The organism is Kluyvera sp. 142486, from assembly GCF_046569695.1.
Lineage (GTDB): Bacteria > Pseudomonadota > Gammaproteobacteria > Enterobacterales > Enterobacteriaceae > Kluyvera.
Window position 1 is genome coordinate 76,141 of the sequence record NZ_JBKHUI010000001.1, and the last position, 14,534, is coordinate 90,674.

Here is a 14,534-nt window from a genome sequence, read left to right on the forward strand (position 1 = left end):
TATACTCCCAGGCCGAAAATAGCCTGTGGGCAAGGAGTGTAAGTGGCTACGGTTATCAATAATGCCATGCTGACATCCATTCTGGATGAGGTCAGGCCGCTGATTGGGCAGGGGAAGGTGGCGGATTATATTCCGGCACTGGCTTGCGTCAGCGGCAATAAACTGGGGATTGCTATCAGCACCGTCGACGGGCAGCACTATAGTGCGGGCGATGCTAATGAACGCTTTTCTATCCAGTCGATTTCGAAAGTCCTGAGTCTGGTGGTGGCGATGAACCACTATCAGGCTGAGGAGATCTGGTCTCGCGTCGGGAAAGATCCTTCCGGCCAACCCTTCAACTCCCTTTTGCAGCTTGAAATCGAGCAGGGCATTCCGCGCAACCCGTTTATTAACGCCGGTGCGCTGGTGGTCTGCGATATGCTGCAGGGGCGACTTAGCGCTCCGCGTCAGCGAATGCTCGAAATTGTGCGTAAGCTTAGCGGCGTCTCCAGTATTGGTTACGATGCGCAGGTGGCGCGTTCCGAGTTTGAACATTCGGCGCGTAATGCAGCGATTGCCTGGCTGATGAAATCTTTCGGCAACTTCCATCACGATGTCACGACGGTGCTGCAGAACTATTTCCATTACTGTGCGCTGGAGATGAACTGCATTGAGTTGGCTCATACCTTCTTATTCCTGGCTAACCAGGGGAAGTCGATTCATCTCGATACGCCGGTTATCTCCCCGATGCAGGCGCGTCAGGTGAATGCATTGATGGCGACCAGTGGCATGTATCAGAACGCCGGGGAGTTTGCCTGGCGTGTGGGTCTGCCGGCGAAATCTGGCGTTGGTGGCGGCGTGGTGGCGATTGTGCCGCACGAGATGGCGATCGCCGTCTGGAGCCCGGAGCTTGATGAGACGGGGAACTCGCTGGCGGGCGTTGCCGTGCTGGAAAAACTGACTCAACAAATAGGACGCTCGGTTTACTGATGGACGCGTTAGAAAGCCTGTTTGTGCGACTGCAACGCTCGCCGTTTCGCAGCCGCTTTCATCTGGGCGTAAAAGAACGGCAGTACTGTTATGACAAAGGGGCGCCAACGATTGATCAGCATGCCGCTGACTTTGTTGCGGGCAGGCTGGCTCCGGCGTGGCCGAAGAATGACGGCAAGCAGACGCCGATGCGCGGGCATCCGGTGTTTATCGCCCAGCACGCAACGGCGACCTGTTGTCGCGGCTGCCTGGAGAAATGGCATCATATTCCTCAGGGGCAGGCGCTCAGCGCTGAGCAGCAAAACTACATTGTCCGCGTTATCCACCGCTGGCTGGTGCTGCAGATGAACCCGCCAGGCGGCTAACACTTATCAGTTTATTCTGAAAAGCTATCGTTTTTGATAGGTTGATGTGACTTCGTCCGTCCAATATGATAGGCCGGGCGACGTATCGGAATAAATTGTGTTATGAACGGATTTGACAAACTAATTACGAATAAAGGGGTAACGGGAACCCGGTTTGTCAGACGAATGTATCTGATGCGGATGCTCGGTACCTTTCTTTGCTTCCTGCCAATTGTGTCAGTGCTTATTGAACGTCATCAGCCGGTCTATTTTGAGCTGCTGCTGGCGTGCAATGCGTTTATCTGGCCTACGGTAGCCTATCTGCGCGCCGTCCGTGCGCCTATCCCCCGCGACGCTGAATACCAGAACCTGCTGTTTGATGCCGGGGCCGGGGGATTCTGGATTGCCTTAATGGCATTAAACCCGCTGCCTTCGGTGACGATTGCCACGATCCTGCTGGCGGATCGTCTCTCTGCCGGAGGGATCCCATTGATGCGTAAAGCGGCGATGACGATGCTCTCGGTGTTTGCCGGTACCTGGGTGCTAACCGGGATGCCGTTTTATGGCGAGGTGACGCAGCAGACTATGCTGGCAACGCTGCCGCTGCTCTCTCTCTACGTGCTGGCCCTGAGCCTGTTGACCGACAGTATTGCGGTGAAGCTGCGGCTGAAAAGCCAGGAGCTGGAACGTATCGCGATGCTGGACCCACTGCTTGACATTGCCAACCGTCGTCTGCTCGAACAGCGTATCGCCTGGGAGCTGGTCCGGCTTAAGCAGAACTATGGTCACTCGCTGCTGATGTTTATTGACCTCGATAACTTCAAAGAGATAAACGATCGTCACGGGCATAAGGTCGGAGACGTGATGCTCAAAACCGTCTCGCAGATACTGCAGATGGCGACGCGCGGTACCGATACGCCCGCCAGGCTTGGGGGAGATGAGTTTGTGATCCTGCTTCCGGATACCACCCTGGAAGAGGGGCGTGGTATTGCGCAGCGTATTATGGATGCCACTGCGGTGGTGACGGACCGACCGAATCATCATCAGACGCTGACCCTGAGCATTGGTATTGCCGATGCCTTACCGGACATGCATGAAGTTTCCGACTGGCTGCAGGCGGCGGATAGCGCCCTTTATGAAGCGAAACGTCGCGGAAAAAATCAGATCTTCGCCCACTAGCAGCATAAGAAAATCCACTGATTAAACCTGTTGTGTTATCAAATTGTTAGCTTGATAGTGTGTAGCACACTAACAAGGAGAATAAACATGACCACGCCTTTTACTCTGTATACCTTTTCTGAGGCTGACATTCTTGCGCACCTCGAACCGCTTTCCGACGTACTTAGCAACTGCGTTAATGGCGGCGCCTCAGTGAGCTTTATGCTGCCTTTTAAACTGGAAACCGCGAAGGCGTTCTGGCAGAAAACGGCGGCGAGCGTTGCCCGTGCGGAGCGCGTGGTGCTGGTGGCGAAAGATAGCGACCAGAAGATCGTCGGGACGGTGCAATTAGTTATCGACCAGCCGGAGAACCAGCCGCATCGCGCCGATGTCTCGAAGCTGCTGGTGCATGAATGCGCGCGTCGTGGCGGTATTGCTCGTGCGCTGATGCAGCGTCTGGAAGAGATTGCCGTTGATGCACAGAAAAGCGTGCTGGTGCTGGATACCGCCACCGGTAGCGGGGCGGAGACCTTCTATGCACGCTGCGGTTGGCAGAAAGCGGGCGAACTGCCGCGCTATGCCTATATGCCAGATGGTGAACTGACGGCAACCTCCTTATTTTACAAATTTTTATAGATTCACTATTTATTCTCTCACTTTTGATCAAAACACGGTTTCATAAGCGGAAAATCTGATAAGTTATTAGACCAATTGAGCAGGTTGTATGACTAATCCAGAAAGGAACCCATTGTGAAAACACTGAACCGCCATGATTTCCCCGGTGCCCACTATCCTGAACGCATTATCCAGTTCGGTGAAGGCAACTTCCTGCGTGCCTTCGTTGATTGGCAGATCGACCTGCTGAACGAACATACCGACCTGAATTCCGGTGTGGTGATCGTTCGTCCTATCGCGAGCGATTTCCCACCGTCCCTGAGCACTCAGGATGGCCTCTACACCACGATTATTCGTGGTCTGAATGAGAAGGGCGAAGCCGTCAGCGACGCGCGCCTGATCCGTTCTGTAAATCGTGAAATCAGCGCCTACGCCGATTACCCGGAATACCTGAAACTGGCTCACAACCCGGACATGCGCTTCGTGTTCTCCAACACCACCGAAGCGGGCATCAGCTATCATGCGGGTGACAAATTTGATGATGCGCCTGCGGTAAGCTACCCGGCTAAGCTGACGCGTCTGCTGTTCGAACGCTTCACTCATTTCAATGGTGCAGCGGATAAAGGCTGGGTGATCATCCCTTGTGAACTGATCGACTACAACGGCGAAGCGCTGCACGAGCTGGTGGTTCGCTACGCTCAGGAATGGGCGCTGCCGGCTGAGTTTATGACCTGGCTGAATGAATCTAACGCTTTCTGCTCTACGCTTGTGGACCGTATCGTAACCGGCTACCCGCGCGATGAAGCGGCCAAACTGGAAGCGGAACTGGGCTATAAAGACGGTTTCCTCGATACCGCTGAACACTTCTACCTGTTTGTTATCCAGGGGCCAAAATCACTGGCCAGCGAACTGCGTCTGGACAAACTGGCGCTGAACGTACTGATCGTAGACGACATCAAACCGTACAAAGAGCGTAAAGTCGCTATCCTTAACGGCGCGCACACGGCGCTGGTTCCAGTCGCGTTCCAGGCGGGGATTGATACCGTGGGCGAAGCGATGAACGATGCAGAAATCTGCGCATTCGTTGAAAAAGCTATCTACGAAGAGATTATCCCGGTACTGGATCTGCCAAAAGACGAGCTGGAATCCTTCGCCAGCGCGGTGACCGGCCGTTTCCGTAACCCGTACATTAAACACCAGCTGCTCTCTATCGCGCTGAACGGCATGACTAAGTTCCGCACCCGCATCCTGCCGCAGCTGCTGGCAGGGCAGAAGGCGAGCGGCAAACTGCCGGCACGTCTGACCTTTGCGCTGGCGGCACTGATTGCCTTCTATCGCGCAGAACGTAACGGCGAAGCGTACCCGGTGCAGGACGACGCGCACTGGATTGACCGCTACCAGCAGCTGTGGGCGCAGCATCGTGACCAGCAGATTAGCACCACCGATCTGGTGAAAGCGGTACTGTCCGTGAGCGAACACTGGGAACAAGATCTTACACAGGTTGATGGATTGGTCGAACAGGTTGCAGTAGACCTTGACGCCATCCTGGCAAATGGCATGCGTAAAGCGGTACAACCGCTCTGCTAATTTGACCCATGCACGTATCAAACCCGGCTCCGGCCGGGTTTTTTACGAATGTAGCCGGACGAGGAAAAGTCGACTCCGGGGACGCGCCGTTCCCTTCAATCCAGCACTTTATTAGTTACAACATCCATTTGTTCTGTTTACTCATCCACACCTAAACCCTGTGCCAACAGGGCTAAACAGCACAAAAAGGGCCCCGCAAGCATACCAGTTCCCCCACAGTACCGCTTGAATACATGACCGAGATCACGTTTAATACACAACTTATTAACACCTGATTGAAAAACTCATGATCGTTCGACCACACCAGCATTGGCTGGCACGTATCTTCGTCTGGCACGGCTCCGTACTGCCGAAAATCTTCTCCCGCTTACTGCTCAACTTCCTGCTCTCGATAGTGGTGATCCTCATCCTGCCGTGGTACTCCTCGTTAGGCTTTAAGCTCACCGTCGCCCCGTTCAGCATTCTGGGTGTCGCCATCGCGATATTCCTCGGTTTTCGTAATAACGCCTGTTACGCCCGCTACGTCGAAGCGCGCCAACTCTGGGGCCAGTTGATGATTGCCTCACGCTCGCTGCTGCGCGAAGTGAAAAATACGCTGCATGACGACCCGCATGTAGGGGAGTTCGTTCGGCTGCAGATTGCTTTTGCGCACTGTCTGCGCCTGACGTTACGCCGCCAACCGACGCGCGCGGTACTGGCCAAGTACCTCAGCGAAGCACACCTGGCCCAGGTATTAGCCGCGCAGTCACCGGCAAACCGTATTCTGCTTATCATGGGCGATTGGCTCGCCGAGCGCCGCCGTTCAGGGGCGCTTTCCGATATTCTGTTTCACAGCCTGAATATTCGTCTGAACGACATGTCTATCGTACTGGCTGGCTGCGAGCGTATCGCCAATACCCCGGTGCCATTTGCCTATTCGCTGATTTTGCACCGCACCGTCTACCTGTTCTGCATCATGCTGCCGTTTGCGCTGGTTGTTGACCTGCACTACATGACGCCGTTTATTTCGGTGCTGATTTCGTACACCTTTATCTCACTGGATACCCTGGCTGAAGAGCTTGAAGAACCCTTCGGTATGGAAAATAATGACTTACCACTGGACGCTATCTGTAACGCTATCGAGATAGATTTGCTGCAGATGAATGATGAGCCACAGATACCCGCCCGGATCACCGTCGATAAGTACTATCAGCTGAGTTAAGAGAGGGGTCGGTGACGCGCTGTACAGGAAGACGATAGGAAAGGGTACAACGATTTCTACAGCAGCAATTTGTGCTAAACGAGGCGAAAGAGCAGGGATGGTCACGCTTCTACTGGCATACTCGTATTCATAATCCGGCCCGTAAGCTTTATGATGAGTTTGTCGCAGCCGACGATTTCGTCCGCTATTCTGTTACGCTTTAAGGTAAACGAGCAGAATAAATCATTAAGGTTTTCCATGTTTAATGGTTGCACCGACATAAGGAGAATCAAAATGGAAAAAAGAATCGAAACTGCCGTGAACATCATTGTGTTCATCTCACTCTTCGCCACAGCCTGGGACTTATCGCTGGTTCGCGCCTTCAACTGGTAGGCCGCTAATCCTCAATAAAGTACTCCTGCTCGGGCGCAGACCACTGCTGCGCCCTTGAGCAGCGAATGAATCTTCAGATAATCAACGGCTTTTAGGCTAATTACCCACAAGGTTGTGCACCGTTTCTGTGGATAACATTTTCGTTAGCTCTCGCTCGCCATCCCCTGAAAGGTTTTACGCCACTCCACCGGGCTAACGCCCAATTTCTCGCGGAAAGTCTGCCGGAAGGTGATGGATGATTGAAAACCAGAACGTTCCGCCACTTGTTCAATCGAAAGCGTGCTGCTCTCCAGCAGCATCTGGCTGCGGCGCAGACGCTCAGTGGTTATCCATTCACCAATCGACATACCGGTCGCTTTCTGAAAATGGCGGGTAAGCGTTCGACGGCTCATGGCAACCCGTTCTGCCAGCGCATCAATTTGATGCGGCTGCTGAAGATTATCCTGCAGATATGTCAGCAGTTGGTTAATCCGCGTATCGCCGGTACGGTGCGGTACAACCTGCTCAATGAACTGCGCCTGACCACCTTCACGGTAGGGTGGCGTGACCATTCGGCGGGCGATCTGGTTAGCGACACTCGCGCCAAAACGCTGGCGAATTACGTACAAGCAACAGTCCAGCGCGGCGGCGGTGCCGGCAGAGGTGATGATACCGTCGTCATCGGTATAGAGGACGTTGACATCAAGTTGGGCACGGGGGAAAAGGCGCTCAAACGCTTTCTCAAATTCCCAGTGCGTGACGGCGCGGCGATTATCGAGCAGACCCGCATAGGCGAGCGCAAAGGTGCCGAGACACAATCCCACCAGAGTTGCGCCGTTTTGGCGGGCGCTAATCAGTGCCTCAAGCAGCGCTGATGATGGTTTTTCATCCACGTGCCGCCAGAAGGGTACGATGACGATATCGCACCCGGCGAGCACGGAAAAATCGCTATCGGCCTGCACGGCGGTACCTTCCTTTGACCACACCAGCCCCGGCGCTTCGGCGCAAATATAGCGTGTGAAACGCGGCGTTTCGCTCACGCTATTACCGAACAGGATCAGCGGCACGGAAAAGTGAAAGGTGCTGAATCCTTCGCTGGCCACAATCGCAACCGAGGTGGTGGGCATAGGTTATTTCTCCATTAAAACGTGACAGTGTCACCGTCATTAGGTGCATTTACATAGTCGAGTATCTGGTTATCTTCCGCATAGGCCAGCAGCGCGCGGCGGGTGACTAAGCAGTGATTGACCGCCTCCATATGGGTGCCCACGATCTGTGCCTCTGGCACAATTTGATGTGCTTTCAACACATCTTCCTGACCAAAGATAATCGGCCCGAAGTCCAGCACGTGCGCCCAGCCGGTGTTCATAATCACTACGCCTGGCTGGTAATGGCGCAGGTTATCCGCCACGCCGTCAATCCAGATGGAGTCGCCGATCAGGTAGAGTGTTTTCTCCTCTAGGTGCTGGAAAACGACGCCACAGGCTTCACCCAGTCGTTCGGCCAGTTCCGGAACCGCGTAGGCTTCATCGGAGCCGTGCTGCCCATCGGTTTTTATCAACGCGATATCGCCGAAGCGACTGGTTGCGGACAACTGCTGTAGCTGCGTAAACCCCTGGGAGCGAAGCAGCGCTTCATCACTGGCGTTCTGCACGAAAATCAGCATCGATTTAGGGATGGCGTTTACCGCCGTCTCATCCCAATGGTCAGTATGGGTGTGGGTCACGATAACGGCATCGACATCCAACAGGTCATCAATGCTGCACGGCAGGTTGACCATTGGGTTACGCACTTCTGAACGCGCGGTGCCGGAAAATCCAGGGTAAGCGTCTTTTGGCGCCAGCATCGGGTCGATTAAAAAGCGTTTGCCGGCGTAGGTAATCAGCTGGGTGGCGTTGCGAATCTGGGTAATGTTCATTGTGGCATCCTCGTGTACTGTTTTAATGATCACAGTATGCGCGTTGCGATATTCCCACGCCGCTGGCTAAAAGCCAACTTTCGATGTGATTGGGCCAATTTAAAACGCAATAATGCCATCCGGGCATAGTTATCATGAAAAATGAGTATGAAATCTGGACGGCAAAGGCGTAGACAGGGCAGTGAAATTGTATTTATCATACAAATGAATTAAGCCACAGCGCACTAGCGTTCCACTCATTCACTCGTGGGTTTTTGATTATGACCGCAGAAGTCAACGCTCTCATTACGCTTGCTCAATGCAACGAATCTAAGGGTTTTTATCGCCGTGCTTTGTGTATCTGGCAAGAAATATCGACGCATTTTGATGCCACGAAGGAGCAGTGTCGTCTGGCCTGGGACAAAATAAGCGCCTGCCACCTGCAACTGCAAATGAATAGTCCGGCGGTTGCACCCGTTCACGATAGCCGAAAGCAGAATGTGGAGCGTGATAAACTCAAGATTCAGCAGCTATTGGCACAGGGTCATAGCATTAAAGAAATACAGCATCTGACCGGCCGTTCGATTGCCTTTATCTATAAATATAACCCCAGGAATAAGACCATCCATTAATAGCTGGAAGGGGGCACGCCGAATGCCTGGCGGAAAGCGTAGCTAAAGGCGGCGGTACTGGAATATCCCACTTCCAGCGCAACCGCCGTCACGTTCTTATTTTTCTTCAGATGAATGACCGACTCCAGAATACGCATTTTCTGTTTCCATGCGCTAAACGGCATGCCGGTCTCTTTCTTAAAATGGCGGGAAAAGGTGCGGGCCGACATCCCAAGATGGTGAGCCCAATCCTCCATCGCGTGTTCAAGGCCCGGCGACTCCTGAATCGTCCTGCAGACTTTGATTAGCGCCGCATCGTGCGGCCATGGCAGCATTAACTCCACTTCTGGAAGTTTCAAAATCACATCCAGCAGCACGCTGACTAACTGGCCTTCTTTGCCTGCAATATCATAACGTTCTGGCGTGGTCGTGGTGGCGTAATGGATAAATTCGCGCACAAAATCGCTGATGGCGACCACTTTACAATCACTAATGGGCGCGGGTAAAAAGTCGGGGTCAATATCCAGGTTTTCCAGATGTACATCATCCAGCGCCCACACCGCATGCACGGTGTTATGTGGGATCCAAATTCCATAATGCGCGGGGATGACCCAGCATTTTCCAGCAACATCAATCCGCATACTGCCTTTGCGCGCAAAATGAAACTGGGCAAAGGCGTGGCTATGTTCGGCGACATGGTTGTTGGCTTCCAGCACGTACGAACGAAAATAGACTGACTGCGGCAGCTCTTTCATCGAGTCATCTTGCGATGAAAACCACTGTTTAGCCTGCCGGAGCGTGAAAGGGGTGCGATCGTCCATCATTATGGCATCTGTTCGATAAATATTGTCCTCACATCATAATACATACCATCGGCTTATCCATAATAATCTTCTGCACATCATATTGACTCATTTATGGATAAGAAACATGGCCACGGTTTGCTCAGACGTAATTAACATTGATGAATTGAACGATAATTGGTCGCGGATGGGGAATGACCTGCTCAGTCAGGCCGATATTAAAATCAATGGTGCACGGCCATGGGATATTCAGGTTCACCACGCTGATTTCTTTAAGCGTGTATTTCAGCAGGGTTCGCTGGGTTTAGGTGAAAGCTATATGGAAGGATGGTGGGACTGCGAACGCCTGGATATTCTGTTCTGCAAAATCCTCAAAGCAAAGCTGGATAAACAGGTGCCTGGCAATCTGAGGGATATTTTACGCGTGGTCAGCGCGCGTCTGTTTAATCTTCAGTCGCGCAGCCGTTCATGGATTGTTGGTAAAGAACACTACGATATTGGCAACGATCTCTTTGCGCTGATGCTAGACCCACATATGCAGTATTCCTGCGGCTACTGGCGTGACGTGCAGACCCTGGAAGAGGCGCAAAACGCCAAGCTGAAAATGATCTGTGAAAAACTGCAGCTCAAACCCGGTATGCGTCTGCTGGATATCGGCTGCGGTTGGGGCGGGTTGGCGGCTTATGCGGCGCAGAACTACGGCGTTAGCGTGGACGGCGTTACCATTTCTCGCGAACAGCAAAAGCTGGCGCAGCAGCGCTGCGAAGGTCTGGATGTGAATATCCTGCTGCAGGACTATCGTGATCTTAACACCGGCTACGACCGGATTGTGTCGGTCGGGATGTTTGAGCACGTTGGGCCGAAAAACTACGATACCTACTTCAGCGTTGTTGATCGCTGCCTTAAACCCGATGGGCTGTTTTTACTGCACACCATTGGTAGTAATCAGACCGGGCTCAGCGTTGACCCGTGGATCAACAAATACATCTTCCCGAACGGCTGCCTGCCGTCGATTCGCCAGATTGCCAGCGTCAGCGAGTCACGTCTGATTATGGAAGACTGGCATAACTTTGGCAGCGATTACGACAAAACCCTGATGGCGTGGCACCAGCGTTTTAACCAGGCATGGTCGGGTCTGTCGTCCAACTACACGCCGCGTTTCCGCCGCATGTTCAACTACTATCTGTGCGCCTGTGCCGGGGCGTTCCGCGCGCGTGATATCGAACTGTGGCAGGTGTTATTCAGCCGTGGTGCCGAAGGCGGCATGTACGTCTATCGCTAATGGCTCTGGCACGTCGCCTTCTGGCGGCGTGTTTCTGATTTAATTCCATTTTATTGTTTCTTATCTCACTATCTGTGCGTTAACTCCTATATTTTGTGTGTTATCTAATCGTTCTATTCTTGCTGCTTAATTCTATAATATTGGGGATTAACCTGAATTATTCTGGATAAGCCACACTATGATGGATTTATCACTTAGCAAACCAGCAGAAATTGTCAAACTGCTCTGCGGCCGACTGCGCCAGGAGCGGCTTTCACAGCAAATGACCCAGGCTGACCTCGCGGCGCGCGCCGGTGTCGGGGTTAACACGGTCTCTAACCTGGAAGCAGGGCGTAACGTCAACTTTGATAGTCTGGTCAGGGTGGCGATGGTACTGGGGTTCGCCGGCGAACTGGAAACGCTGTTTAAGCCAAAGATCGAGAGCCTGGACGATATCCTGCGCTATGAAAAAAGCGCTACGCGCCACCGGGTAAAGAGGAAGCACGACGATGCCTAATCAGGTCGACATTTACTACGAGGGTTGGGGAGAGCGTTGGCTATGGGGGCGGCTGGTTTCCTCAACTGCGCTGACCGAGCGGCCAATGATTGTCTTTGAATACAGCGAAGAAGCTGTACGCAAAGGGCTGGAGCACGGTGGGTAACGCGTTTGCCGAAACCGCAAGGTCGCTATATCCAGGCCGGATTACCGAAGGGACGCTGGGGCAGATTCAGCGGCAGATTCGCGATAATATCAGTCGATTAAAAAAGCCACTCTGACCATTCTCACAGCAGTTTCCTCGCCGCTTTGGGGAGAGGTTGTGGTGAGGGGCCGTTCGCACCGCCCCTCACTTTACTCAATTAAAACATCGCATACAGCAGCGCCGAAACGGTCAACGCGCCGCTCGCCATCACCATCACTGTGGTAAATCCGCGCATAGTTTTCAGTGCCGGACGGGTGAATATCAGCCAGGTTGGGATCACAAACAGGAAGATCGCAATTAACGGCCCGCAGAGGGTTTCAATCATATTAATGACGTCGGGGTTAATATAAACCACTGCCGATGTCACAATAAACATCAGCACCGAAGTGATTAACTTAATCCGCTTAATATGGCTGGTACGTTTAACCTTAAACAGGTCGGTCGCCAGGACGTTAAAGGTTTCGGCCACCGGCATCGAAATGCCTAAAAAGGATTTTGTCATCCCCAGTATCGCAATAAACGGTGCCAGATAGAGCAGCGCGCTCATGCCGCCGTTGCCGCCGATCACCGACAGCACGTTCAGGTTCTGATCTTTCGCCATTTCAAAGGTTTCGCGCGGCGTGCTTAAAATGCAGCTCAGTACGAAGAAGATAATACTGAAGAAAATCAGGCCGTAAGCGCGACGGATAACCCGTACCGACTGTTCTTCGCCGCCGTTACCCGGTTCACGATACCAGGAGGCCAGCGCAGGAATCAGCGGAGCAGAGCAGAGAGAAAAGGCGATAAGCGGCAGCGTCAGCCACAAATCTTTCAGCGAACTGCCAACCGTTGAGGCGTGGGTCTGCTGCCAGGCGTGCGTCACGTTGCTGATGTCCCATGCCGGAATCTGCGAGGCAGCGATAACGATAATCGCAATTGCAAACGGCAGAGCCAGCGCACTCATGGTACTGACAACCCGGTCGCGGCCCTTGCTCAGCACCAGATGGAGGATCAGCAGCACCACCAGCGTCAGCGTAGCACGGTTAATACCGGCAATGTGCAAACGTTCGCTCAGGAAGTGGCTGAGGGCGTTTACTAGCGACACGGCGTAGACCAGCGTCACCGGATAGTGCGCCACGCAGAAAAACAGTTTCATCGCCTGACGGCCTTTTGGCCCAAAGAACGATCCAAACAGCGGCAGCGTCCGATCCTCTCCGTCATCGCCCTGCCGATCGCGCATAAAGACGCGGCAAATCAGCACGTGCGGCACTAACGATAGCGGAAATCCAAGAAGGAGTAGCAGAATAAAGACGAGCGGGCCGCGAGTACCAATTTCCACCGGTAGGAAAAGCGTGCCTGCACCAACAGTAGCGCCATAAACACCCATCATCCAGATGGTATCTTTTTTCGTCCACTGAGGACGAGATATAGCTGTTTCTTTAGTCATAGTACTCATATATTTCGAGAATAACGCGAACGTTAATGGAGAGTTATTGGGGTAACCTAAGCGGAAAGAATAAACGGGGTAGCATTGATTTATTATTACTTGAGGCGATTCTAATGCCTTCTTTTCGATACTACTGGCAGCGGGATAAGCCTCGCAACTGTTTTTTGGTATTTTCTGGAAACTACAAGATGGTTAATAACACACATTCACACCATCTTAACTTATTACCATTAATATTAAAGGAATCGGCGATCGCTCGCCGATTCCTGATGACGGTTAATTACCCCAGCGGCTTTTTAAATAATCAACTGCCTGCTGAGTTTGTGGCTGTTCGAGGTAGCCTTCGCGGAACAAGATGGTGCCATCGATATTTGCCGCGGACTCATTCATATCAATCTGCTTTTTCAGCTCCGGCACGCCGCCCTGAACCGCCCAGTCCGGCTCATTCTTCGACGGTTCACCTACCTTATACAGCGCAATGCCGATATAAAGGCGGGTATTGGTTGGTTTCACCACGTCGGCCCACCATTTTGCCAGCACGTCGTAGCGCGCTGCATCGCGGGCAAACGGCCAGTAAAGCTGCGGGGCAATATAGTCGAGCAGACCCTGCTGCACCCACTGGCGAGTATCGGCATAAGATTCATCGTAAGCCGCCGCGCCGCGCGTATCGGAACCGGCCGGGTCGTGTGAACGGTTACGCCAGACGCCCGCCGGGCTCACGCCAAACTCGACGTTTGGATTGAGCTGTTTAATGGTGTGAGAAACCTGGGCAATCAGTTGCTGCGTATTGTTGCGACGCCAGTCGGCTTTCGACGCAAAGCCCTGGCCGTACTGACGGTAGGTTGCGTTGTCATTGAGCGCTGAAGCGGGGGTTTCGGTGTAGAAATAGTCGTCAAACTGCACGCCGTCAACCGGATAGCGGGAGACCACTTCAGCCACGATGCTCGTTATCCAGTCGCGAACTTCCGGGATGCCCGGATCGAGCACGAAGCGGTCGCTCGCGGTACGGATCCAGTCACGATGCAGAACGTAAACGCTCGGTGGCATCATCGACAGCGTATTATTCAATGCCGTCACGGTGGACGGTTTTATGTTGGTGGAAACGCGATATGGGTTAAACCACGCGTGTACCTTCATGCCGCGCTTGTGCGCTTCATCCAGCATAAACTGTAGCGGGTCGTAGCCTGGATACTGGCCGATAGTGCCGGTCAGGGTTTCAGACCACGGCAAAATATTGGACTGCCAGAGTGCCGTACCATCAGGCTTAACCTGGAAGAAGACAGTATTAATGCCAAGGCTTTTCAGCTTATCGAGCTTCTCGCGCAGCGCGGCCTGCTGCTGAATAACGCGCTGCATGCTGCTGCTGGCATTGATGGAGCTAATCGGCGGCCAGTCGAGACGAGATACCGTAGTGAGCCAGACGCCGCGCATCGGTTCATTACTCTGCTGGGTTTTGCCACTATTGACGCTAGAGGGCGACTTAACGGGAGTCTTTGAGTCACAGCTGACCAGAAATAACGCAGCGGCAATCAGCGCTGCGGCTTTTTTTGTTTTCGACATGCGAAATAAACGAAAAGAACTGAGAATCATAGGTGCCGTTATTCGGGTTA

Annotated in this window: 14 protein-coding genes and 2 pseudogenes; 11 read left to right on the forward strand and 5 right to left on the reverse strand. The window is 53.0% G+C overall.

The window, feature by feature from the left end:
- Positions 1-42 precede the first annotated feature (42 nt).
- From glsB to ACLGE8_RS00420, 7 genes and pseudogenes are all read left to right on the forward strand, one after another.
- Positions 43-969 (forward strand): glutaminase B, encoded by a 927-nt coding sequence (gene glsB, locus ACLGE8_RS00390; RefSeq protein WP_410995769.1) that lies wholly within the window; start codon positions 43-45, stop codon positions 967-969.
- On the forward strand, positions 969-1,334 hold the full coding sequence (locus ACLGE8_RS00395) for a DUF4186 domain-containing protein (protein ID WP_410995770.1): 366 nt from the start codon (positions 969-971) through the stop codon (positions 1,332-1,334). Before glsB ends, ACLGE8_RS00395 begins: the two co-directional genes overlap by 1 nt.
- Positions 1,335-1,499: 165 nt before the next feature.
- Positions 1,500-2,492, forward strand: a complete 993-nt coding sequence (locus tag ACLGE8_RS00400) for a diguanylate cyclase (RefSeq protein WP_410995771.1) — start codon at positions 1,500-1,502, stop codon at positions 2,490-2,492.
- An 87-nt stretch (positions 2,493-2,579) separates the two neighbouring features.
- Positions 2,580-3,107 (forward strand): GNAT family N-acetyltransferase, encoded by a 528-nt coding sequence (locus ACLGE8_RS00405; protein WP_410995772.1) that lies wholly within the window; start codon positions 2,580-2,582, stop codon positions 3,105-3,107.
- A gap of 114 nt (positions 3,108-3,221) precedes the next feature.
- Positions 3,222-4,673 carry a tagaturonate reductase gene (locus ACLGE8_RS00410; protein ID WP_410995773.1) on the forward strand — a complete coding sequence of 484 codons (1,452 nt, stop codon included), beginning with the start codon at positions 3,222-3,224 and terminating at the stop codon, positions 4,671-4,673.
- Between the two features lie 286 nt (positions 4,674-4,959).
- Positions 4,960-5,874: a bestrophin family protein gene (locus ACLGE8_RS00415; RefSeq protein ID WP_410995774.1), complete on the forward strand. Its 915-nt coding sequence runs from the start codon at positions 4,960-4,962 to the stop codon at positions 5,872-5,874.
- A gap of 89 nt (positions 5,875-5,963) precedes the next feature.
- A pseudogene (locus tag ACLGE8_RS00420) lies at positions 5,964-6,077 on the forward strand (GNAT family N-acetyltransferase); the annotation flags it as partial.
- Positions 6,078-6,389: 312 nt separating this feature from the next.
- On the opposite strand, the gene ACLGE8_RS00425 reads toward ACLGE8_RS00420, so the two are convergent.
- Both ACLGE8_RS00425 and ACLGE8_RS00430 read right to left on the reverse strand, forming a co-directional pair.
- On the reverse strand, positions 6,390-7,352 hold the full coding sequence (locus tag ACLGE8_RS00425; RefSeq protein WP_410995775.1) for a GlxA family transcriptional regulator: 963 nt from the start codon (positions 7,350-7,352) through the stop codon (positions 6,390-6,392).
- Positions 7,353-7,366: 14 nt separating this feature from the next.
- Complete coding sequence (locus ACLGE8_RS00430; RefSeq protein WP_410995776.1) at positions 7,367-8,143, reverse strand: MBL fold metallo-hydrolase; 777 nt, start codon at positions 8,141-8,143, stop codon at positions 7,367-7,369.
- Positions 8,144-8,403: 260 nt separating this feature from the next.
- Between ACLGE8_RS00430 and ACLGE8_RS00435 the strand changes: the two genes are divergently transcribed.
- Entirely contained in the window at positions 8,404-8,754 is a 351-nt protein-coding gene (locus ACLGE8_RS00435) for a PerC family transcriptional regulator (RefSeq protein ID WP_410995777.1), read from the forward strand.
- Here ACLGE8_RS00435 and ACLGE8_RS00440 read toward each other — a convergent pair.
- Entirely contained in the window at positions 8,751-9,557 is an 807-nt protein-coding gene (locus tag ACLGE8_RS00440) for a helix-turn-helix domain-containing protein (RefSeq protein WP_410995778.1), read from the reverse strand. The two genes, ACLGE8_RS00435 and ACLGE8_RS00440, sit on opposite strands and share 4 nt — an antisense overlap.
- A gap of 106 nt (positions 9,558-9,663) precedes the next feature.
- Between ACLGE8_RS00440 and cfa the strand changes: the two genes are divergently transcribed.
- The 3 genes and pseudogenes from cfa to ACLGE8_RS00455 form a co-directional block, all read left to right on the forward strand.
- Positions 9,664-10,818, forward strand: coding sequence for a cyclopropane fatty acyl phospholipid synthase (gene cfa, locus ACLGE8_RS00445; protein WP_410995779.1), 1,155 nt, complete (start codon positions 9,664-9,666; stop codon positions 10,816-10,818).
- A 181-nt stretch (positions 10,819-10,999) separates the two neighbouring features.
- On the forward strand, positions 11,000-11,314 hold the full coding sequence (locus ACLGE8_RS00450; protein WP_185669095.1) for a helix-turn-helix domain-containing protein: 315 nt from the start codon (positions 11,000-11,002) through the stop codon (positions 11,312-11,314).
- A pseudogene (locus ACLGE8_RS00455) lies at positions 11,307-11,447 on the forward strand (type II toxin-antitoxin system HipA family toxin); the annotation flags it as partial. The gene ACLGE8_RS00450 and the pseudogene ACLGE8_RS00455, both read left to right, overlap by 8 nt.
- Positions 11,448-11,655: 208 nt before the next feature.
- On the opposite strand, the gene ACLGE8_RS00460 reads toward ACLGE8_RS00455, so the two are convergent.
- Together ACLGE8_RS00460 and ACLGE8_RS00465 are read right to left on the reverse strand one after the other, a co-directional pair.
- The gene (locus ACLGE8_RS00460) at positions 11,656-12,924 is read right to left on the reverse strand and encodes an amino acid permease (RefSeq protein WP_410995780.1); all 1,269 of its coding nucleotides are present in this window, start codon (positions 12,922-12,924) and stop codon (positions 11,656-11,658) included.
- A 276-nt stretch (positions 12,925-13,200) separates the two neighbouring features.
- The gene (locus ACLGE8_RS00465; RefSeq protein ID WP_410995781.1) at positions 13,201-14,484 is read right to left on the reverse strand and encodes a glycoside hydrolase family 10 protein; all 1,284 of its coding nucleotides are present in this window, start codon (positions 14,482-14,484) and stop codon (positions 13,201-13,203) included.
- Positions 14,485-14,534 lie beyond the last annotated feature (50 nt).

Bases quoted from the DNA above. Each gene is read 5' to 3' on its own strand.
- ACLGE8_RS00395 (WP_410995770.1), top strand. From the start codon at position 969: ATGGACGCGTTAGAAAGCCTGTTTGTGCGACTGCAACGCTCGCCGTTT.
- ACLGE8_RS00400 (WP_410995771.1), top strand. From the start codon at position 1,500: ATGTATCTGATGCGGATGCTCGGTACCTTTCTTTGCTTCCTGCCAATT.
- ACLGE8_RS00405 (WP_410995772.1), top strand. From the start codon at position 2,580: ATGACCACGCCTTTTACTCTGTATACCTTTTCTGAGGCTGACATTCTT.
- ACLGE8_RS00415 (WP_410995774.1), top strand. From the start codon at position 4,960: ATGATCGTTCGACCACACCAGCATTGGCTGGCACGTATCTTCGTCTGG.
- ACLGE8_RS00425 (WP_410995775.1), bottom strand. From the start codon at position 7,352: ATGCCCACCACCTCGGTTGCGATTGTGGCCAGCGAAGGATTCAGCACC.
- ACLGE8_RS00430 (WP_410995776.1), bottom strand. From the start codon at position 8,143: ATGAACATTACCCAGATTCGCAACGCCACCCAGCTGATTACCTACGCC.
- ACLGE8_RS00435 (WP_410995777.1), top strand. From the start codon at position 8,404: ATGACCGCAGAAGTCAACGCTCTCATTACGCTTGCTCAATGCAACGAA.
- ACLGE8_RS00440 (WP_410995778.1), bottom strand. From the start codon at position 9,557: ATGATGGACGATCGCACCCCTTTCACGCTCCGGCAGGCTAAACAGTGG.
- cfa (WP_410995779.1), top strand. From the start codon at position 9,664: ATGGCCACGGTTTGCTCAGACGTAATTAACATTGATGAATTGAACGAT.
- ACLGE8_RS00450 (WP_185669095.1), top strand. From the start codon at position 11,000: ATGGATTTATCACTTAGCAAACCAGCAGAAATTGTCAAACTGCTCTGC.
- ACLGE8_RS00460 (WP_410995780.1), bottom strand. From the start codon at position 12,924: ATGACTAAAGAAACAGCTATATCTCGTCCTCAGTGGACGAAAAAAGAT.
- ACLGE8_RS00465 (WP_410995781.1), bottom strand. From the start codon at position 14,484: ATGTCGAAAACAAAAAAAGCCGCAGCGCTGATTGCCGCTGCGTTATTT.